The sequence below is a fragment of the Nocardia sp. NPDC051990 genome, assembly GCF_040680755.1.
Lineage (GTDB): Bacteria > Actinomycetota > Actinomycetes > Mycobacteriales > Mycobacteriaceae > Nocardia.
Map to the genome: position 1 here is coordinate 30,430 of NZ_JBFAXH010000029.1, position 21,082 is coordinate 51,511.

General features: G+C 67.7%; 21 protein-coding genes. All 21 read left to right on the forward strand.

The genetic code is table 11. The features are described from left to right. Positions 1-153: 153 nt before the first annotated feature. Positions 154-1,017, forward strand: coding sequence for a hypothetical protein (locus AB0L63_RS31440; protein ID WP_364508373.1), 864 nt, complete (start codon positions 154-156; stop codon positions 1,015-1,017). Continuing rightward, complete coding sequence (locus tag AB0L63_RS31445) at positions 1,014-2,267, forward strand: cutinase family protein (protein WP_364508376.1); 1,254 nt, start codon at positions 1,014-1,016, stop codon at positions 2,265-2,267. The genes AB0L63_RS31440 and AB0L63_RS31445 overlap by 4 nt, the downstream gene beginning before the upstream one ends. Before the next feature lies 1 nt (position 2,268). After that, complete coding sequence (locus AB0L63_RS31450) at positions 2,269-3,408, forward strand: lipase family protein (protein WP_364508378.1); 1,140 nt, start codon at positions 2,269-2,271, stop codon at positions 3,406-3,408. A 77-nt stretch (positions 3,409-3,485) separates the two neighbouring features. Continuing rightward, complete coding sequence (locus AB0L63_RS31455) at positions 3,486-4,982, forward strand: cutinase family protein (protein WP_364508380.1); 1,497 nt, start codon at positions 3,486-3,488, stop codon at positions 4,980-4,982. A gap of 125 nt (positions 4,983-5,107) precedes the next feature. Next, the gene (locus AB0L63_RS31460; RefSeq protein ID WP_364508382.1) at positions 5,108-5,800 is read left to right on the forward strand and encodes a hypothetical protein; all 693 of its coding nucleotides are present in this window, start codon (positions 5,108-5,110) and stop codon (positions 5,798-5,800) included. A gap of 2 nt (positions 5,801-5,802) precedes the next feature. Beyond that, positions 5,803-6,456: a hypothetical protein gene (locus tag AB0L63_RS31465; RefSeq protein ID WP_364508384.1), complete on the forward strand. Its 654-nt coding sequence runs from the start codon at positions 5,803-5,805 to the stop codon at positions 6,454-6,456. Next, on the forward strand, positions 6,453-6,749 hold the full coding sequence (locus AB0L63_RS31470; protein ID WP_364508386.1) for a hypothetical protein: 297 nt from the start codon (positions 6,453-6,455) through the stop codon (positions 6,747-6,749). The genes AB0L63_RS31465 and AB0L63_RS31470 overlap by 4 nt, the downstream gene beginning before the upstream one ends. Positions 6,750-6,751: 2 nt before the next feature. Then, the gene (locus AB0L63_RS31475; RefSeq protein ID WP_364508388.1) at positions 6,752-7,753 is read left to right on the forward strand and encodes an alpha/beta hydrolase; all 1,002 of its coding nucleotides are present in this window, start codon (positions 6,752-6,754) and stop codon (positions 7,751-7,753) included. Then, positions 7,750-7,983, forward strand: coding sequence for a hypothetical protein (locus AB0L63_RS31480; RefSeq protein WP_364508390.1), 234 nt, complete (start codon positions 7,750-7,752; stop codon positions 7,981-7,983). Before AB0L63_RS31475 ends, AB0L63_RS31480 begins: the two co-directional genes overlap by 4 nt. Before the next feature lie 21 nt (positions 7,984-8,004). Continuing rightward, positions 8,005-8,658: a hypothetical protein gene (locus tag AB0L63_RS31485; RefSeq protein ID WP_364508393.1), complete on the forward strand. Its 654-nt coding sequence runs from the start codon at positions 8,005-8,007 to the stop codon at positions 8,656-8,658. Between the two features lie 16 nt (positions 8,659-8,674). After that, entirely contained in the window at positions 8,675-9,481 is an 807-nt protein-coding gene (locus tag AB0L63_RS31490) for a hypothetical protein (RefSeq protein ID WP_364508396.1), read from the forward strand. Beyond that, positions 9,478-10,929 carry a hypothetical protein gene (locus tag AB0L63_RS31495; RefSeq protein ID WP_364508399.1) on the forward strand — a complete coding sequence of 484 codons (1,452 nt, stop codon included), beginning with the start codon at positions 9,478-9,480 and terminating at the stop codon, positions 10,927-10,929. Before AB0L63_RS31490 ends, AB0L63_RS31495 begins: the two co-directional genes overlap by 4 nt. Then, entirely contained in the window at positions 10,926-12,398 is a 1,473-nt protein-coding gene (locus AB0L63_RS31500; protein ID WP_364508402.1) for an SCO6880 family protein, read from the forward strand. The genes AB0L63_RS31495 and AB0L63_RS31500 overlap by 4 nt, the downstream gene beginning before the upstream one ends. Beyond that, positions 12,395-14,104: a hypothetical protein gene (locus AB0L63_RS31505; protein ID WP_364508405.1), complete on the forward strand. Its 1,710-nt coding sequence runs from the start codon at positions 12,395-12,397 to the stop codon at positions 14,102-14,104. The genes AB0L63_RS31500 and AB0L63_RS31505 overlap by 4 nt, the downstream gene beginning before the upstream one ends. A 99-nt stretch (positions 14,105-14,203) precedes the next feature. After that, entirely contained in the window at positions 14,204-15,337 is a 1,134-nt protein-coding gene (locus AB0L63_RS31510; protein WP_364508408.1) for an NlpC/P60 family protein, read from the forward strand. Positions 15,338-15,402: 65 nt separating this feature from the next. Next, positions 15,403-15,999 (forward strand): hypothetical protein, encoded by a 597-nt coding sequence (locus tag AB0L63_RS31515; RefSeq protein WP_364508411.1) that lies wholly within the window; start codon positions 15,403-15,405, stop codon positions 15,997-15,999. Continuing rightward, entirely contained in the window at positions 15,996-16,529 is a 534-nt protein-coding gene (locus AB0L63_RS31520) for a hypothetical protein (protein WP_364508414.1), read from the forward strand. Before AB0L63_RS31515 ends, AB0L63_RS31520 begins: the two co-directional genes overlap by 4 nt. Before the next feature lie 137 nt (positions 16,530-16,666). Continuing rightward, on the forward strand, positions 16,667-17,524 hold the full coding sequence (locus AB0L63_RS31525; RefSeq protein ID WP_364508417.1) for a hypothetical protein: 858 nt from the start codon (positions 16,667-16,669) through the stop codon (positions 17,522-17,524). Positions 17,525-17,578: 54 nt separating this feature from the next. Beyond that, entirely contained in the window at positions 17,579-18,487 is a 909-nt protein-coding gene (locus AB0L63_RS31530; protein WP_364508420.1) for a hypothetical protein, read from the forward strand. 228 nt (positions 18,488-18,715) lie between these two features. Further along, a complete protein-coding gene (locus AB0L63_RS31535; protein WP_364508423.1) occupies positions 18,716-19,714 on the forward strand; it encodes a hypothetical protein in 999 nt (332 codons plus the stop codon). Between the two features lie 220 nt (positions 19,715-19,934). Then, the gene (locus tag AB0L63_RS31540) at positions 19,935-21,041 is read left to right on the forward strand and encodes a hypothetical protein (protein WP_364508424.1); all 1,107 of its coding nucleotides are present in this window, start codon (positions 19,935-19,937) and stop codon (positions 21,039-21,041) included. The last annotated feature ends 41 nt before the right edge of the window (positions 21,042-21,082 follow it).

The window sequence follows — 21,082 nt, forward strand, 5'->3', positions numbered from 1 at the left end:
CCGCGAATCACCGCGCCGCCCGCGCGTAGTCATCAGCAATCCCCATACCGCCAGTAATTCCCATATCACCCTGATCAACTGAAGGGTCTTTTCGGCATGCCCAGAACCAGGAACGCCACCCGATTCCACACCTCTTCGTTGGGCAGGAATCGAATGCGAAATCACGCCAGTATCAACATCTTTCGTGGCAGCCGTGCCTTACTCGCGGGTGCGGCGCCCATTGCGATGGTGCTGGCCGCAGCAGGGACGGCGCACGCTGCCGACACCGCAGCATCCATCGCTGATCAGCCCGGTGTCACCAGTCCCGCCCAGCCGGGCACAACCACACCTGCGCCACCGCCACCGGAGCCCGAACCTTCACCGGAGCCACCCGCTCCGGTGCCGCCGGTGTATTACAGCCAGCCGCCGGAGGTCCGTAACGATGCGCCGACGCGTCCGGCGCCGGCGCCAGATGAACCGGTGGAGCCGATCCGGATCGAGGACCTACACCTGCCCGAGCCTGTCGCACCCGTAGCGCCGATCGAACCGCCACCGGACACGATCCGCATCGGACAATGGCAAGCCCCACGACCGGAGTGGCTGCCCCCTGAATTCGCCGATGCGATCAACGATGTCGCGGCAGGCGCGGAAGCGCAGGTCGCCACCGCGTTGGACTCGATCGGCATCCCCTCCGGACGCTCGGACCGGGTCAGCGGGGCCACGCTCGCCGGTGCCGGAATCGGTGGCGCGGTCGGCGCTGCGGTCATCGGTGCACCAGCCGCGGCCGCTGGTGCGGTGGTCGGCGGTCTGATCGGCGGAACGGTCGGTGGGATTGCGGGTGCCGCGCTGGGCACGGTGGTGCCGGTGCCGATCCTTGGGACGGTGACCTCCGGTGTGTTCGGCACCGCGCTCGGTGCCGCCGCCGGTGCGGCTGTTGGTGCCGCGATCGCCGGGGTCCCGGCTGCGGTCGTTGGTGCGGTCGCCGCAGGCACGGTCGGCGCGGGATTCGGTGCAGGGGCCGGGGTAGGGCAGCCATGAGCACCGTGACGACCCAACACGCCCGCATCGTCGCCGCAATGACAGCGGCGGCCGCCGCGATCGGCCTCGCCGGGGCCACCACCACCACTGCAGGACCCGCCGCGGCGGTACCGATCGGCCCTGGATGCCCCGCGCTCTACGTGCTGGGCGTGCAGGGCACAGGACAATCCTCACCCACAGCGGACCCGCTCGCGGATACCGGCGTAGTCGGCGCGCTCATCGCACCAGTGCTGTCCGCAGCTCCCGGTCTGGTGCAACGCTCGTACATCCCCTATGGCGCGGGGTTCGGTGGCGCGGTGCCCGGCGGTGGCCCTGATCCGTATGTCGTGTCGGTGACCGATGCCCGCGCGAAACTCGATGCCGCCGCCGCGCAGATCGCCGAGGCCTGCCCCACAGCAATGATTGCCGGGATCGGCTATTCCCAAGGCGCACAAGCAGTATCGAGCTTCGCACGCGACGTCGGCGCAGGCTCCGGTCCGATCGCACCGGAGCGTATCGCGGGGATCGCGTTGTATGCCCACCCCGACCGCGCACCAGCGGCGCCGATCTTCCCCGGCCGCCCGGGACAGACGGTGCCCGACCCCGCACCAGGTACCAGCGGTGCGGCGGTCGCCGGGGTCCAAATCACCAACCCGATCGCAGCTGGCGGCGGGATCGCCGATGGCGCGACCAGCTACGGGGCGCTCACCGGCCGAGTCGCCGATATCTGCACCGACGGCGACCTGGCCTGCTCGGCACCTGACCGGGCCGCGCTGCTACGCGTCGGCGCCGAACTCGCCGCCCAAGCCGACCTGCGCGAGCCGTTCGCGGCTATCGGCTCACTATGTGCTTTGTTCTCTGCTGCGCTGGGAGATGCCTGGACGACTGTGGTGCTCAACGACTTCCAGGTCGGTGCAGGCAAGGTCGACTACGCGCCGCAGCTGTCGCTCGCGGCACGGTTGATCGAGGCCGCCGACCCCCGCGTCCCCGCACCGCCCCCGCACGACGTCGGTGCTGCGGCCGCCCGCTGGGACGAGATCACCGCCGCGGTCGCGGCGAATCCGATCGGGTTGCTGCCCACGCTCGCCGGTCAACTCGCCACGGCCTGGGGCGGGCTCGTCGCCGACAACGCCGACCTACTCAACCCCGCGATCTGGGTCCGCTACGCCGACACCGTCGCCCGCCACAACAACTACGCCATCAACGGCCAGCTCGCCTCGGGTATCGCCTGGATGGTCGCCCTCGCCAACGACATCGCCGGAAGCAGATGACATGACCGACCCGACAACCCTCGACGACTTCTACCGCAGCCCCACGCTGGACTTCAACCCGCACCCGGGGGAGATCCTGCGCCGCCGCGCCGTCGCCACCCCACGCCTGCGCGGCGCCAACTGTGCGTGGCAGCTGGTGTATGCCACCCGCACCGGTCGGCGCGCGCCCATCCCGGCGTCGGGGATTGTGATCACCCCCGAGAACGCCGAGCTCGCCGGGCCCAGCCCGATCCTGTTGTATTGCCCAATTTTTCACGGCCTCGGTGGCCGATGCGCACCCTCGCAGCTGCTGGCGGGGGAGGGAACCGACCCGGAAGCCGGGTTCATCGCCATCGCTCTGGAACGCGGCTGGACAGTCGCGGCGCCCGATGGGCTGGGCCTGGGCATGACCGGGCTGGGCCCGCACCACTTCCTGGCCGGAAGCGCTGCCGCGCACGCCGTGCTCGACCTCGCGCGTGCGGTACGCGCACTGCCGGAACTCGACGCTGCGCAGGCGCCATGCGTGGCGTGGGGTTATGCCGACGGCGGGCGCGCCGCGATCTGGGCCGCCGAACAACAGCCCCAATATGCCCCGGAGCTGGATCTACGCGGCGTCGCCGCTGGTGCAGTCGTCGCGGACCCCGGGGCGCTGATCGGTGAGATCGACGGCGGGGCTTGGGCGGGGCTGGCATTGGCAGGGCTGATCGGCCTGGGCCGCGCGTATCCACATCTGCCGATGCGACACCTGCTCACCGACGAAGGCCACGAAACCATCGAGCGCGCCCAAGAACTCGACGCGGCCGAACTCCTGGTCACCTATCGCAACACCCCGTTGGCGCGGTGGTGCGAGCGCGACGACCCGTGGGACGACCCGATGTGGCGCTACGCTCTCGCGAACGAGACCAGCGGCCGACACGCCCCGCAGGTGCCCGTGCACCTCTACCACGGCACCGAGGACACCCTCGTCCCAGTGGCGATGGGACGACACCTGTTCGCCGAATACCGCACTCTCGGAGTCGATTTGAGCTGGCTCGAGTACACGACCAGCCATAGCGGCGCCGCAGCCGACGGCGCCGCCGAAGCCGTAGCGCGCCTGGCCAATTACCTGCTGCGCCGTCCTGCCGCCACCGGACCGACTTCACCGAGCCCGCAGACCACCTAAATCGCCTGCCCGCACGCGCGGACCCCTCGCCGGGGTGCGGGCAGGCCCCCAACCACTCAGATCGAGGTCGAAAGTCCATGCACACCACCAGAACACCGACACCGCGGCGCGTCGCCGCGACGGTCCTGGCGTTGGTGACGCTGTCGGCGGCAGGTGTCAGCACTGTGCACGCCGAAGCCAGTGTCCCCCTCGGCGCGAGATGCCCGAGCCTGTACGCGCTGGGGGTGCAGGGCAGCGACGAAGCCGCTCCCGACGCGGCGATCACCAGCGATTCCGGCGCACTCGGGCAGATGTTCGGTCCTCTCGCCGCCGCCGCAGGTGATCTCGTGCAACGCGCCTACGTCCCTTACGGCCACGGAGCCGACGGGGCGGCACTGCCCTACGACGTCGCGGTCACCGCCGCCACCCAGCGGTTGGAACAGATGGCTGCCGAGGTCGTCGCGCGCTGCCCGACCACGAAGATCGCTGCTGCCGGATACGCCCAGGGTGCGCCCGCGGTCGCACGGTTCGCGCAGCGTGTCGGAACAGGCAACGCGCAACTGCGCGCCGACCAGATCGCCGGGATCGCGTTGCTGGCCAACCCGAACCGGAACACCAGCACCCCTGTTTTGCCCGGCCGCCCAGGTGCCACCACCCCCACTGCCGCACCGGGGACCACGGGGCAGAGGGTCGCCGAGATCGCGCTGCTCAACCCGTCGCTGTCAGGAGCCGGTATCACCGCCGGACAGCAATCGAGCGACTACGGGGCATTGACCGGCAGAGTCGCAGACCTGTGCGTGGCGAGCGACGCGACCTGCGATACACCGGTCGGAAGCCCCCTGGCCACCGCCGCGGCGAATATCGCCGCCCGCTCCGATCTGCGGGATCCGATCGCGGCGGTGGGCACGATCGCCCAAGCCTTGTCGGCGACTGTCTACACCACTGCGGTGAACGTGGTCAACGAGGACCTGACGGGCACCAGCCTCGATCGACTGTCCTACCAGCCCGCCAAACCCCTCGGTCAGCGCCTGGCCGAAGCCGCCGACCCGAACACGACTCCACCCGGGCCGAACGATGCTCTGGCGGCGCTGTTCAAGATCGGCACCATCGGCTTGAACGCCGCGATTTCGGTCGCGCGAAAGGTGTTCACTCCGGCCACGATCGCCGAACTCGCCACCGTCGGCATGGGCGACCCTTTGGCGGCGGTCGCGGTGTTGGGCACCAAACTCGCCACAGCACTGGTCGAGCTCATTCCACCTCAGACCGCCAGCCGTTGGATCAACGAGACCTTCACCGCAATCACCAGCACGGTCACCAACCCCAGCGAGCTCTACACCCTCGCTGGATCCGCCCAATACAGCGACACCACCGGCCGCCACGGCTCCTACCGCACCGTGCCCGCCACCCTGAACGGACGTTCGGCCCTGGCCGCCACCACAGACTGGTTCGCCGCACTCGCCCGCGACCTGGCCGCCACCGGAACTCCGTCGGCCCCACCACAGTCCGCTACCGCCTCGACAAACAGCGCGCCCGCCACCACAACCAGCAGGCGCCCCGCCACACCAGCGGCCCCGACGTCGAGCAGCGGACCCTGAGACCCCTTCGGGCGGAGCCCGACTCCGCAGACGTACCCACACCCGGTCTGCAGATTCTCCCCTGGCGCCCCGCCCGAAGGGCCCCACACCATCCCCCAACCCCATCGAGGAGGTGAGAAACCGACATGCCCAACACCCACACCAGCAGCCAGCACGGCTGGGGCTGGCTACACCCCACCGAACCCACTGCCCTGCAACCCGTTTCGGACGCAACCGACGACGCGAACACTGACGGCAATGAATGGCAGTGGATCAACCAACCGCCGCGCCCGCCAGTGCCTTCGGGATCGTGGCGCACGCGGGTGCCTCGGCGCGTCTGGCTAGGGCTTGGCGTCGCACTCGGGGCGGCCGCGGTGCTCGTCGCGGTGGGAATCAACTCGGTCGCCGACCAGCCCGACACCGTGCCAGCGATCCCCACTCTGACCGCGGATCCCCCGACAACCACGCCACCACCGGGCGGCGCGTGCACCGGGCTGGCCGGGCAGATCATCACCGACACCGAAGGCGACACCCACAGCCTGGCAGGAGTGATCGCGGCGTTCGAGTACGCCTACTACGCCCAACGCAGTGCCGAGGCCGCGCTGCGATTCGTCGCCCCTGAGGCCGGACTCGCGCCGGAGGCGTTGGCGGCTGGCATCGCTTCCATCCCGGCCGGCACCACTCACTGCGTCGCGATCACCCCGATCGCTGACGGCGCTGCCGAGGTGCACCTGGCCGAGCGGCACCCCGACGGGCAGCGCGTGGACTACCTGCAACTGATCAACGTCCGCCACGACTCCCTCGGTGTCGTCATCATCAATATTCAGAAGCCGGGTTGACCATGGCCGCAGCGCTGCACCTGCGCCACGACGACCGCACCGTGGGGACGCACCGGCTCGAACCGAGCACCGTCACCACACCGCAACGGCTGGCGCCGGTACGAGAAACCCCGCTGCCGACCACCGGAGCGCATCCACCGTTGTTCGCCGTGCTCGGCGCGCACGGCGGTGCCGGGACCTCGACACTCGCGCGGTGGTGGGCCCCGGCCGCGGATACCGGATTGGCCTGGCCCGCCTCACCCCGCTCCACTCAATACGTGGTCGTCGCCGCGAGGATGTGCATGCCGGGCCTGACTGCCGCGGCCGAACGCTTGCGCGAATGGCACGCCGGACTGGCACCGGACGGTGTGCAGGTGATCGGGCTGGTGTTGACAGCGGCGCGCCCGGGGCGAGTTCCTGCAGTCGTGCGCCGGTATCGCGCGGTGGTCGCCGGGCTGGTCGAGCACGTCTACGAAATCGACTGGCACGACGAACTCGTCACCAGCGAACTCACCGAGCTGGCCCAATACCTCCCCTACGACCCGGCGCCGCCGCGCCGCTCCAGGCTGCGCGAGGCGGTCCCCACCGACGTGCACCGCGCTGGAACCCACATCATCACCCACCTCGCAGCCACCCGTTCGATTGCTGCACAACAGGATTCGGAGATATCGCCATGACCACCGCCAACGCGGTCGGCGAGGCGCTGACCGTGCTCGCCCAACAAATCCCGATCACCCCGAAGCCACCTCCGGGCTCGGACAGGCTAATCAACCTGGTCAACTACCTGTCCTGGATCGTCATGCTCGCCGGGATCGCCGCCTTGATCTACGCGGGCGGCAAATTCGGCTGGGAGAGATTTCACGGCGGCGCGGTGGAATCACCCAAGATCATCCTCGGCGCGCTGGTCGGCGGCATCATCGCCACCAGCGCCGGAGGGATCATGAACGCGGTCGTTACCGGAGGCGGATAGCTATGCGCCGCTTCCGGATCCATCCCCAACCATCCACAAGCGGGCAACACGGCGCCCTCGACTCATCCGGCCACCAGCCCGCCGGGTGCGGATTCCCGTTCGCATCGACATCCCGATGCGAACCTTTCACCATCGCCCACCTGGACCTTGGTCCGTTCACCGTAACCGCTGGAGATGGAATCCAGCTGTCGGCCAGCCGCATCGGCGAAGCGGCGGCACCGGCGAGCGTGGTCTACGTCCATGGAATGCTCACCGACTCCACCTACTGGAGGCCGCTGACCGGGCATCTGCACCGACGCCTCGACGGCGGTATCGCCCAGATCGTGTACGACCAGCGCGGACACGGCAGCTCCGGGCAAGGTGGTCCTGGAGTGCGGGCCACCTTGCCGATGCTTGTCGATGACCTCGACGCGGTCCTGGCACACGCGCACGGCGCGGTCGTGCTCGTGGCGCACTCGGTGGCGTCGCTGCTGGTGCAGGCATGGGTCGAGCGGTACCCACGCCGGGCTCGTGCACTGGCAGGCATCGTGATGTTCAACGGCTGCCCCGAATTCCCCTGGCTACCAGCATCCGACGTTCACGGCCCGGGGCGGCGCTCGAGGCGTCGGGGAAGCCAGCTTGTCGAGGAACTAACCAGCTACCTGCACGAGCCACCGGCTGGCTATAGCCTGCCGCGCCGCAGTGTGTTCGGCACTCCAGGTCGCGGCAGGAACAACGCCGACCTGGAGGAGACTCTGGCCGCCTACGGCAGCGCCACGCTGACCGGCGAGACAGCCAGCATCATGCGGCGCATCCCGACCTGGGTATTGACCGGGGAGCTCGACCCTGTGGTGGCACCGAGCAGATCCCGGCACCTGGCCGAACGCATCTGGGGTGACTACGACAGCGTCGCGGGTGCCGGACACTCGCTCCCGCACATCGACCCGGCCGCAGCGAGCGAGCCGATCCTGGCCGCGCTCGAGGTCGCCTACCGCACCTGCCAGCAGGACGGCGGCTCACTGTGATCGCCAAACCTCTTCCTGCTCAGGTTCTTTCGCCGCTCACCCAGTTGCTGGGCTGGCTGGCCTGGTTCGTGCTGCTGCTGTGCATCGCTCGCGCGGTGTGGGTCGGTGGGCTGCTCACGATCCGGATGTACCGCGAAGAAAGCGTCGAAGGACTCCTCGGCGCCCTGCTCGGCGCGGCGCTGCTCGGCTCGGCCAGCTCCATCGCCATCGCCATCCTCCCTCCCAGCTGATCCACTCGAGGAGACCAACCCGTGAACCTTTCCCGCACACACCACCCCCGCACACACCACCTCAGCGTCGTGGCCCTGCTGGCATGCACCGGACCGATCACCGCGGCCGGACTGCTCGCCTGCGGCACCGAGAGCACCAGCGAATCCAGTGGAATGCCCTCCATTGCGACGACGGCCGTACCAGCCGGATTGCGCTGGCAGCCCTTTCAAGGGGTTGACCTTCCGGTCGCCGAACAAGGTCCCCACCACATCGAGGGACCAGTAGCCAGCGGATACGACCGCTCACCAGCCGGTGCCGCGCTGGCCGCCATCCAGTCCACGATCCGAATGTCGATCGCCACCGACACCCAATGGCCGATCGTGGGCCAACGCATGCTCGCGCCAGGACCAGGGCGCGACGCATGGGCCACTGCCCGCGCCCAGATCTCGATCACCACCCCGATCACCAGCGGCGCACCGAAAGTCCTGGGCTACCTGATCGCCCGCTACACCCACGATGCCACCGACGTCGACATCTACACCATCCACCCCGACAACTCCGTCACCTGCAACCACACCCACGTCCTCTGGCACAGCGAGGACTGGCGTCTGCAGTTGCTCGACAACCCGACCGCCACGTCGGTCACCGCCGTCGCCGTGCCCCCGGTCGACATGGTCGCGTTCACGCCGCGCTGAGGAGGCCCACGAGATCATGACATCCCATCGCCTGCTGATCATCTTGCTCTCCGGAATCACCGCCGTCGTGATCGCCGCATTCGTGCTGACGATCACCAATGACACCGGCGACCATGATGTCCCCGCCGATCCCGCCAGCACCACAGCTCCGACCGAGCGAACTTTTCCTGACGTGCCGCCGATCGAATCGCTGCTACCGCCGAGCACCGACCCGTTCGGCAACCGCCTGGAGATGCCTGGTAATGAAGCCGGTGTCGCCCTTGCACAAGACACAAGCGCACGACGCGACCCCACCCGCCCGGACTACCTGACCACCGCGCCCGCACGGATGCAGTGGCAGCGCGGCTGGGGAGGAGCGGCATTACCAGTCTCAGGCAGCGACGGTCCGGCCCGCATCCAGGAGGGGATCGCGACCGGATTCGCCCACACACCCCAAGGTGCGGCGCTGGCCGCGGCCGATGCGCTCGCCCGCGCGCTCGCCGCCCCGGAGGGCGTATGGCAGCAGGTTGTGCGCGAACGCTATTACGGCGGTGGTCAAGCGTTGCTGGATCGCTTCGCCCGTTCGCGCGAGCGCACCGGCGAAGCCGCCCGCTACGTCGTTGTCCCTGACGGGGTCCGAGTCCAGCCCGGTTATCGAGATGACCTCGCGATCGTGCAATTCGCCAACCGCGACAAACTCGGCTACACGATCTCGACCTGGCCGATGGCCTGGATCGACGGTGACTGGCGCGTCCGCGTTCCCGACAACATCGAAAGCCTCTGGAGACCAGGCACGTCCACGTTCACCCTGACTGAGTTCGGATCATGGAAGGCCGTGTCATGACCGGAACCGTCCTCGCCGATGTACTGGTCGATGCTTCGATGCCCTGGCGGGCGCAGCTGCCCGTACCCAACGTCTGCGATATGCCGTTAGGTCCCCAACAAGCATGCGAACAACTCGGACAAGCCGCCACGGACGCTGCCAGCTCCGTTCTCGACGACATGACAACCACATTCGGGGAGGGCTTCGGCGATCTGCTGCGATTCGTCATGACCTGGTGGACGGCGCTGCCGTCACCGCAATTGACAGACAACCAAGGAGGACCTGGACCGGCGCTGTCCGGGATCCGCGAATACACCAACGGCCTGCAGGTGCTGCTACTGACCTGCGGAATCATTTTCGCCGCGGCACGGCTCGCGCTGGCCAAGCGCGGTGGGGTTGCGGGCGAAGCACAGGAAAGCTTCCTGATGCTGGCCCGAGCCGTTTTCGCCTCGATGGCCGTCGCTGCCATCATCACCGCCGGAACCCGGGCCGGTGACGGATTCGCCGAATGGGTGCTCTTCGATGCATCCCGTGGCGATGCACACAACATCGTCGCCGCACTGGCCCAATTCGATCTCGAGCATCAGTCCGGGTTGGGCACCGGTGTCCTACTGGTGCTGTTCCTGCTCGGGATCATCAGCATGCTGATTCAGCTGGTGATGCTGGTACTGCGGCAAGCCCTGCTCATCCTGGTCGTCGCCGCCATCCCCATCGCGGCAGCTGCTTCCGGGACAGGCCCAGGATCCCAGGCATACAAACGTCTGCTGAGTTGGTCACTGGCGTACGTGCTGTGGAAGCCGGTCGGGTCGTTGGTCTACGCGATCGCGTTCACCGTGGCAGGACGCGACCAAAAGGATCCACAGCTGGTACTGCTGGGGCTGATCTTGCTGGTCATGAGCGTGGTGGTGCTGCCCGCGCTGATCCGGTTGGTCGCACCTGCGGTAGGGATACTCGGAAGTGGTGGCGGCGCGACGGCTGTGTTGGCTGGCGGTGCTGCCGGCGTGGCGATGGCGTCGCTGGGCGATCGATCGGGCGGCCGCAAGGTCAGTGAGGGAGAGAACGCGCCCGGCGGTGGAAGGGCATCCAACGGTTCGTCGACACCTGGCGGTGGTTCCGGTGGCGGTGGCGGGGGTCGTCCTATGTCCGGTGGAGGCGGCGACGGCGGTTCTGCTACGTCGGGTCCGGCGAGTCCCGGCGGCGGCTTGAGCGGCACGAAGGGTGGTGGCGGTGCGCGGTCCACCGGTGCCGGAGCCACACGGTCGTCGAGCACCCCCGCAGCGACCGGCGCGGTTAGTGGTGGCGGGCAGGGTGCTGCTGGTTCAGGTGTGGCCGGCGCGCTGGTGATGGGTGCTCAGATGGCCGCAGACATCGCGCAGCGGGGGGTTTCGGCGATCGATAGCCAGACGCGTGACGCGACAGAGGGTGCGTTGGATCCGGATGCGTTGGGGCCGGGGGAGGTCCGGCGGTGACTACTCGGATGTACGGCCGTTGGGAACGCCCCCGTTCGGCCGGGTTCTTCGGTCTGACCTGGGGTGTGTCGATGCTCGGGTTGGCGCTGGTCGTCATGGTGATGGTCGGGTTCATGATCACTCGATCGCTGTCGGTGGCCGCCGGTCTTATCGTGGCTGCCGCGCTGGTGTTCACGCCCTTGGCCATCACTCGCAGTGGCCGCACCGGCTGGGAAATCGCGCTGTTGCGGGTGCAGTTCGCCGCCGCCCGCGCCCGCGGTGAACACGTCTATCAGGCAGGTCGCTTCTCCAAGATCCCCGGCATCGCGAAACTGCCTGGGCTGCTGGCTGATTCGCGGCTGTCGGAGTATGAAACCGCGGGCGGGAAGCGGTTCGCCATGCTCCACATCCGCCGCAGCGACCACTACACGGTGGTGCTGCGGGTGATCCCGCGCGGCAAAGAGTTGGTCGATCAAGCCCAGATCGACGCGTGGGTCGAGGGATATGGCCAGTTCCTGGCCACCCAGAGCCGCGGCGGGGAAGTCGTCGCGGTGACCTCGGTACTCGAGAACGTGGTCGAAACCCGCCTCAAGCAAGCCCGGGAAGTCGCCCGCCTGGTCCGCCCTGATGCCCCTGCTTACGCCCAAGCGGTGATGCGGGAGGCCGCCGCCGATATTGGCGGGGTCGGTGTGCGCATCGAAGCTCGTGTTGCGATCACCTACCGTGCCATCGGCAAGGGCCGCATCCGCCGCGACGAGGCCGAGCAGGCCCGCGAGATCGGTAACCGCCTACAGGGCGTGTTGTCCCAGCTCGCCCGCGCGGGTTTGCCGGCGACGCCGCTGCAGGCATGGGAAGTGTTCGGGCTGGTGCGCGCCCGCTACGACCTTGCCGCCCAACGAGACGTCGAAGCCGCGGGTCCCGACATCACCGGCACGCAGTCGTGGGACTCGGTCGGGCCGATCGCCCACCAGGACCGCTGGGATCACTATGTCCACGACGGTGCCCGCTCGATCACTTGGGAAATGGACGCCGCACCGCGCGGCGCGGTCATGGAAACCGTGCTCGAGGAGTTGCTGCGTCCGCGCGCGGATGTGCCCCGCAAGCGCGTGGCGATCGTCTACCGGTTGCATTCGGCGGCCGAGGCCACCACGCTGGTCGATTCCGATTTCCGTGACGCGGTCGCGGCTGAGCAGACCGAACGCGGCATCGCCTCGGCGTCGGCGCGTATCCGGGTTGCCAACACCCAAGCCTCCCGTGAGGAGCAAGCACGCGGCGCGGGATTGACCCGGTTCGGGGCGTTGGTGACCGTCACCGATCACCTCGACGGGGACCTGCCCGGGATCGAAGCCTCGGTCAAAGGGATGGCCGCCGCGTCCCGGCTGGGGGTGCGCCGCTGCTACGGAACCCAAGCCGCCGCCTTCGCCGCGAGCTTGGGGATCGGGTTGATCCTGCCTGAGCACACCTCCATCTCCAAGCGGGTGTCGGCATGAACGCGCACAGTCCCAAGTCTTCTCGGCCAACGCGCACCGAAACGGTCGCTGGTGTGCGGGTGCTCACGCCGCGGGCGCGCGCCGCGACCGAGGCGGCCGCCGCTAAGCCCGGTCTGCTCGGTTGGCGGGCACGGCTGGCGATATCGAGCGATGATCATCGCCGGATGACCGCCGCTCGTCGTGTGGAGGATGTGGTCGGCGACGGCTTCGACCGATCGCCACTGCCGCTGACCGACCGCGGATATCGCGGGCTCGGCGGCGGACGCGCCTCGGTGGTGCCCAGCACACCGGAATGGCGCGCGACCACCGTGCAAGTCGCGGGGTTGTGGCCGTTCAGTGTCGGTGCCAGCGCCCCCACCGTCGGCACACCTATCGGGGCGCACTACATCACCGGCGCCCCCGTGCATTTCGACCCGATGTCGTGGTTTCTCAAAGGGTTCATCACCGCCCCGATCGCGTTCGTGCTCGGCCTCAATGGTTTCGGCAAATCCAGCCTGATCCGGCGGATGGTGACCGGCGCGGTGGCGTCTGGCGAAGTGGTGCTGTGTATGGGCGACACCAAACCCGACTACCGCGACCTCGTCGAACGCCTCGGTGGTCAAGTGGTCGATGTCGGGTACGGGCACGGGACCATAAACCCCCTCGATGTCGGCGCGCTCGGCGCGGTTGTCGAGCAGCTCACCGACCACGACCAACGCCGCCAAGTCACCGCCCGCGTCGAAGCCGGACAGGTCAACATCATCGCCGGGCTCATCGAACTGGTGCGCGGATCCCGGGTGGCCGACTACGAGGAAGTCCTGCTCGCCGCCGGACTGCGCGAACTCTACAGCCCCACCAGCGGATTCACCTATGAACACCCGCCGCTGCTGTCGAACCTGCTCGAAGTCATCGCCGGCGGCGGGGAACAATTACGCCAGTTCGCCGAAGAAGACGACGACGCCGCCTATCGCGCCAGCACCAAAACCCTGCGCCGCTCGCTGCGTGCACTGGTTGAGGGCCCCTTCGGCGCGATCTTCAACGGACCCACCACCACCCGTTTGAACTTGGCCAGCCCCGCGGTGTGCGTGGATGTCTCCCGCATCCCTGAAGGCGACACCAAGCTGCTGGCGGCGGTTCTGATGGTCTGCTGGAGCGAGGGATTCGGCGCAGTTGCTGCCGCGCACGCGCTCGCCGATGCGGCGCTCGCGCCGCCGCGCACGTTCGAGGTCGTCATGGACGAGATCTGGCGGGTGCTCGGAGTGGGGGAGTTCATGGTCGATCGCGTCGACGCCCTCACACGGTTGAACCGCGTCCTCGGTACCGGCTTGATCATGTGCTCCCACACCATCAAAGACCTCGCCGCGTTCGATTCACCAGCCGCGCAAGCGAAAGCGCTGGGGTTCTTCGAGCGAGCGCGCGCGAAGCTGATCGGGCCGGTGGGGCCAGAGGAGACCGACCGGATCCGAAATGCGGTCGGACTCACCGACACCGAGAAACTACTCGTCACCTCGTGGGCCGCGCCGCGCCCACCTAGCGACGACGACCTGGATCCCACGCGTCGCGAAACTCCGCCCGGCACCGGCTGTTTCTTGCTGAAGACCGGCGAGGCCAACGAGCCGGGGATTCCGTTCCGTTTGGAGTTCACACCGAGCGAGCGTGCCGCGGATGTGCACAACACGAACCGGCGCTTCGATGACCTGCCCGGGGTGGGGGAGGCGAGCAGGTGATGGCTGATGGATGGACCACGGACCGCAAAACCGACGAGACAACCCCATGGTTTGCGCAGGTCGTAATGACCACGGACGCAAGGAGTGTCGAGAACCTTTATGGATACCTCCTCGCGAGCGGTAGCCGCGACCGCACTGGGTTTGCCGGTGGCGCTGCTGCTGTTGCTGGTGATCATCGGTACCGACCCGGCGCTGACCTGCATAACCCCGCTCTCAGCGGGGGGCGCAGCAGGAGTTGGGGGCACGACCGGTCAGTCGGTGGCCGGGCTGTCGGAGCGGCAGTTGCAGTTGGCGCGCAACGGCGTGGCGATCGGCAAACAACGCGGGATGGGCGAGTCGGTGATCATCGCCGAGTTGGCGGCCCAGGCAACCGAGAGCACGTTTCGAAATCTGGCCAACCCGTCGGTGCCGGAGTCGTTGAACTACGCCAACGACGGGTTCGGGTACGACCACGACTCTGTCGGCCCGCACCAGATGCGCGCAAGCATCTGGGGATCGGTCGGCATGGCCGCGCTCATGGACCCGGTGTATCAGATCAACTGGTTCTACAACCACGCCCAACAATTGGGCTCCGCGGCCGAGCGGATGTCCTCGGCCGAACTCGCGCAGGCCATCGAACAGTCGGCACCGAACGCCTATGGGGCGCAACTGGAGTTGGCGCGGCGATTGTATTCGTTGTTCGCCGATATCGACCTCGCCTCGATGCCCCGGACCGCGGCCGGGTCACCCGCGGTGGGATGTGGGACGGGCTCCGGTGCACCAGTGCCGGCGGAGGCGAGTGCGTTCGGGCGGGCGGTGATCGAGCACGCCGCACGCTGGATCGGTACCCCGTACGTCTGGGGCGGCGGCGACACAACTGGCCCGACGGGTGGCGGGTTCGACTGCTCCGGGCTGACGCTCTACGCGATCTACCACGCCTCCGCCGGCCGGATCCGGCTGCCGCACTACACCCAAGCCCAACAAGACCATCCGACCGCGCAGCCGGTGCCCTTCGCCGATCGGGCACCGGGGGATCTGATCTTCTTCACCGCCCCGGGCTATACGGATTCCCATCATGTCGGCATCTACTACGGCCGCGACGAGCAAGGACGCGACCTCCTGCTGCATGCACCCCAGGCCGGGCAAAACGTCACACTCACCCCGCTCAGCGCATGGCAGGGCGAACACATGGACGTACGTCGCTACAGCCCCACCACACCAACCCCCGACACCACCCCGGGAGGTCGAACATGAAAATCTCGCCAAACCCCGCAGGCCCGCAACGGGGCGTCACACCGGAAGTGGTTGTGCGTGTTCGCGTGCTCGAGTCGCACGCGTTCAGCAGCACGTGCCAGTTCGATCGCGTGGCGGCCGGACACGGGTTCACCGACACGTGCAGCTTCGAGCGGTATCTGACCCCATTGCTGGTCGAAGCCGGGATCGACAACGAAAAACTGCGGCATGCCGAGGCGGCACGGTGCGGCGTGCATCAACGATTGGTGGCGATGGCGGCGCGAGAGCCACGGCTGACGCTGTGGTCGGCCGCCACTATGACCACTTTCACTGTCTGCCGCGGCGAAGGACAGGTCATCTGGCATGAGCTGTTTCCCCGCGACACCGTGCTACGCCATGGCGCGGCAGCTGTGGAAGCCTCAGCGCGACAAGCGATCTGGCTTGCCCGGCAAGCCAGATCTGTGTGGGGGGCCGAAGCCGCGACTCTGCACCTGATCCTGGCTCGCAGCCGCGGCGTCGACTTCGAGAACCTGCACCGTGTAGCCGCGACCGCTGACCTGGTGCTGGACGTGGTCACCGATCCGGTGCACAACCCCGCCGAACAATGCCGGCACCGTGAAGCGGTCGACTGGGATAGCAGCGACCTCGGCGGCCTGCTGCACCCACGCCGGGAGTCGGCATGACCCGCACGACATTCCTCACCGTAGTGATCACTCTCGCCCTCGTGACCGCAGGATGCGCCGCCAATACCGCCACACTCAGCGATGAACCACACTGCCGTGCAGCTGATTTCGCGCCTCCCTTCGGTGAGGTTGACCCGTGTTCGGCCGAGTCCGTCCTGGCCGCTGCAGTGACGACCGTGTTCGGTTATTGGCCGAGCGAGCATCCCGATCAGCGCGTCGCGTTTCGAGCGGCGCGCCTGCTGATGGATTCGGCGTTCGCGCAGCGCGCCGAGCCCGCGGCACTGGTATGGGCACCGGTGAGCGCCACGCAGTGGCAGCAGTGGCGCAATGACGCCACCACCATCGCGGCATCGGCCCGCGTGACCAGCGACGACCACCCGGCCGATACCGCTACAACAGCCAGCCGTGTGCTTGCCGTCGAACTCGAACCCCGTAACCAGCCGCCGATCAGGTGGGCCGTATATGCCCATGCCACCCGCACCACGACGGGATCGGCCTGGTTGCTATCCGGAATGGAGGTTCTGTCATGAGCGGAGATCCGGTCGAGGAATCCAGTCAGGCGATGCGCCAGGGTTTCGTCCAAGCGTTGCAGACCGCGCACACGACCGCTGCCCTGTTGCGGGGACAGGGCGGGCACGCACGGTCGAGGGCGGAGTCCGAGCAGCGGATGCGTCTGGCCGACGACAAAGATCGGCGCTCGTTCATCGAACACCGCCTGCGCGTGATCGACACCGTGGATTCAGCACGTCAAGCACGGGAACTGAACACCGCCAAGGTCGACGAAGTCCGTGCTCGCATCGAACGCGGCGGTGAGATGCACGAGATGGAGCAGTGGATCAAGGAACGGCAAGCCGAACGCGCTGATGCCGACCTGGACCGCCGCGACGCAGCGGGCGAGCTCGAGCGTGAACACAACGTTGAAATCCATGAGTGGAAGGTCGACGCCTACGCAAGCCGGGAGGCCCGCGCCGCCGAGTTGCACGAGCTCGACGTCGAATACAAGCAGCTGCTCATCGAAATTCGGAGCCGTTCAGCCGGTTTCAGCGAGACCCTGACCTCGCACGGAGAATCCGGCGAAGCGATGGCATCGGCTGCGGCGTTCGCCGCAGCCAAGGGCGCTGAGGGGTTGTCCGAGCAACTCGAAGACGACTTCGACGCCTACGCCGAGCGCTTCGTCGAGGATACCGGCAGCGACTACACCGACATCATCGACGCCGACACCATCGAAGACTTCGACAACCTCGACGTGACGGTGGAACCGCAGAGTAGGTCATCGGTGGTGGCGATGGAGGACATCGTCGGGCTCACGGAGGAACTGAGTTTCGCCACCCACCTCACCCATGAGTTCGCTGATCTGGCTGGCGACCCGGATGCCGACTCCGATCAGGGGGCAGTGATAGCAGATGCGGCCGATACCGTCGGACTCACCAGCGACGGCCTGGCTGAGGACATCGACTTCGGCCCCGAAGCAGACCCGCCCGCGACGCACGTGTCGCCGGTCCCTGATCTGGGGATGCAGCCGTGACCACGAAAACGGCGACAACAGTGGTGCCGTCTGCTGAGGGTGGGAGCTGGTGACGTGGCCACACCGACACTTCTGCAGGCGCATCTACTCAAAGGCGTCCAGAACCTCGCCTACGACAACCATCAGACCCTTCATCGCGCCCGCCACGCTGGTCACACCCGCCCGCCGCCGGAAGTAGTGGCGCACTTGGGCATTACCGACCTGTCTCGCGAACAGCTCGAGGGCGTGGGGCTGGCGGTGGAAGTGCCCAAGGCGTGGATCGACTACGCCCGCGCCGCCGGGGAACGCGGCACCCGGTGGCAGCCAGGGCAGGTGATGCTCGGGTCTGGACAGGTCCAGCGGAGCACACTCACCGCGGCACTGGGCCAGCAAGTCCGTCACTTGCAGGACATGGCCGGTGTCGCCGCCGCACACACCGGCCACGGCGAGATGGGCAGCGATGCTGTGGCTCGGTTTCGGCGAGTCATGGGAATGACGTGGCAGCGCCTCGGCGCGGTCGCTTACGCGCTATCGCTGAGTGAAGAAGAGCGCCACCAGGTGTGGCAGCGCGGCGACCAACATTGGTCGACCGCGGTGGCCGGGCAGGTTCGCGATCACAGCGTTCAGCAGCTGGCGGCGCGGTGGAATGAGGTCGTGGGCTGCGACTTCACGGTTGTTGCGATGCCGGTGATCGTGCTGCAAGCCGCCGGAATCGCCCACGACGATATCGCCGCGCAGATGCCCGCCTCCCCGGACCACATGGTCGAACTTGTCGTCGACGCTCTCACCGCCGCCGACCGCGGCTGTGCCTCACCCCCGATCACCGACCCGGCCCGTGCACCCGAAGCCGCCGGGATCAACGCCGCCATCCAGGCCGCCGGACTGACCGGCGATGCGCCCGCAGCCCTCGGGCTTGCCGACAGCGCGACCGAACCAGAGCCCGCCACTGCAAGCGCCGACGTCGACCACGGGTACGAGCCATGAAGCCTGCGCTGGCAGCTGCGTGCGCGATCCGAAAAGGGCCGAATTTCCACGAGAGAGGCACAAACAGATGAGTGAACCGATACCGGGGTTGGGCTATCTGCCGAGCTGGCAGCCGCGGTTGCTCGAACGCATCCAAGACACCTCCGCCGATCACGCCCATCGAACCCGATGCCCGCCCACCCGAACCCGGCTCGTCAGCCGGTCGCGAGTTGTAAGGCGGGGGACACGATGACGACCCCGGAATCGGAATTCTCGGCGCCGCGGACGGTGGTCCAGTGGCAAGCCCAACTGCTGCTGCGCATCCGGCTGCTCTCGGCGGAACATACCCGCATCCAGGACGCCGGGTGGGAGAACTTCGAGGCTCTCACCGCCGACGGCGACCCACAGCAGGCGTGGCAAACCCATTTGGATGGGCTCGAGGCCGAGCGTGAGCAGGCTGAACAGACCGCGCTGACCGCAGGGATCGAACCGGCCTGGATCGAGGACGCCCGTGAACTCGGCATCCAGAGCACACGCCCGCGCGTGGATGCCGGGGTGCGGCAGAACCCGGTACGCGACAACGCCGCTCAGGACTTCTATGTCGACATGCTGTCGCTGGATCTGTGGCATCTGGAACGGATGGCCGGTCTGTCCGCGGCCCGCGCGGCCCGCGTCGCTACTGGACGGTGGAGCTTCGCCGTCAATCCCATTGCGGCGACACAGTTTGCACAGAACATGCAGCTCTACCACGAACGAGTCACCGCTCTGGCGCACGCCGCGCAGATCACCTCCACCGAAGCCGACGAGCTGTGGGGGCCGGTTGCCGAAGGCACCCGGCGAGACCACGCGGTCAATCTCGCAACCTATGACGAACTCACGTTAGTCAACGAATGGAACTCCTACGCAACCGTCCGCACCGACCAAGCGATTCCGCCCTATGTTCCTACCGACCTCGATACCGGCATCCCCATCGCTGGCGCGCAGGTTATCCCACCGACACCGCAACAGATGATCGCCGCCGCGACCGCGTCGTTGCGCGCGGAATTCGTCGATGCGGCCATCAACAGCCCCGTCAGCGAATTCGGTCGCGACGCCGAGCCCACCGCCGTCACCGAGCCCACCGCCATCAGCGAGGCCATCGACGCCGCCCTACCCGAAGGCGCCTACAGCTGGGACAGCGAACCCGACCACACCGACCAGATTACGAATCCGCACCGCCCGATCGACCTGGGCACTGCCCCCTACTAGCCGACCATTGCCATGAACACTTGACGCCGACTGATCCATCAGAGGCACTCGCATCACACGCTTTTCGTCGACGCACCGGTCACGGGTACTGACCGGATCGCTGAAACCGCACTGCCAGGGGATATCCGAACACCGCCGCACCGCCGATAACCGGTTCGCGGCACACGCCCTTCCCTCACCGGAGGTCGACGATGTCCACCACATCCGAATGGTCTGCGCGATGAGCTGGCCCGAACCACGACACGCAGCCACCGATCCGGCCTATTACCACGACGCGTCCGACCGAACCGAAGCCCGGATCCGGGCCGATTTCACCCGCTACTACCAACTGCGGCTGGTCGCGCCGTTCGCCGAAACACCTGGGCAGAAGCAAGAATTCACCACCCAGGCCGATGATTTGGCCGCCCGGTGGGGCCGCCACTCATCCATCGAGCACCGCAGACAGTGGGAACAACTACAAGCCGCGGTCTCAGGGTGGGAGCTTCGCCCGGAAGCCACCCGCGCCGCCTACACCCGCATCGACCAAGCCAAATCCGCCGGCCAACTCGGTGTCGATGCTCTGGTGTGGCGCAACCTGCGCCAAGCCGCCGAAGTCACCGGCCATATCGAAACCACCATCACCGGCTCCGATCAAGACGGCGCGCGCTGGCGGCCCCCGGAGGACTCCGCTGGACGAGACGTCGAGCGCAGTGATCTGCTCGAGCGAGCGCTCGGTGGCCGCGGGCCGGAACTGCGCACGTTGGCCGAGGTCGACGCGATCATCGCGGAAACCGATGAGCTGCTGGCGGCCGAGGAAGAACTCGGCGACCTCGATACCGGCGCTGACGAACGCGCCGCCCGCCAGCGTGCCGCCTTGCGCCGGCTACAGGATCTCACCGCCAAACACGCCTGGCTGTCCGAGCATTGGGATGGCTCACCAGAGCAGGACCAGACCTACATCGCACGCTTGGAATCGCTGCTCGCGGCGGCCCGTACCGCCCGCTGCGACGCCGCCGACGCGGGTGCGCCGCCCGCTGATATCGAAGCCGCCTACCGGGCAGGACGCGACGGCACCTACCGGCACGAACATACCGGCGACGCGCAGCTCGAGCCCAACACACAGCCGGAACATAACCTCGCCGTCTACGACAGCGAGGCCGAGGGGTTCGCCAACCCCCGTGACGGGCTCCCGAACAACGACCGGGGCGGCGGCGCGGCCATCGATGACGCCACAGCCGCCGCTCTGCCCGGCACAGACTTCGCCGAGTGGCCCACGGCCGACGACTTCGACGAAAACCCCGCGACCATTCACCGCCTCCATGGCGTGGATGCCGACTTGGTGCTTTGAAAGCCGTTTCACTCCAATCCTTTACACCCATTTGGAGGACC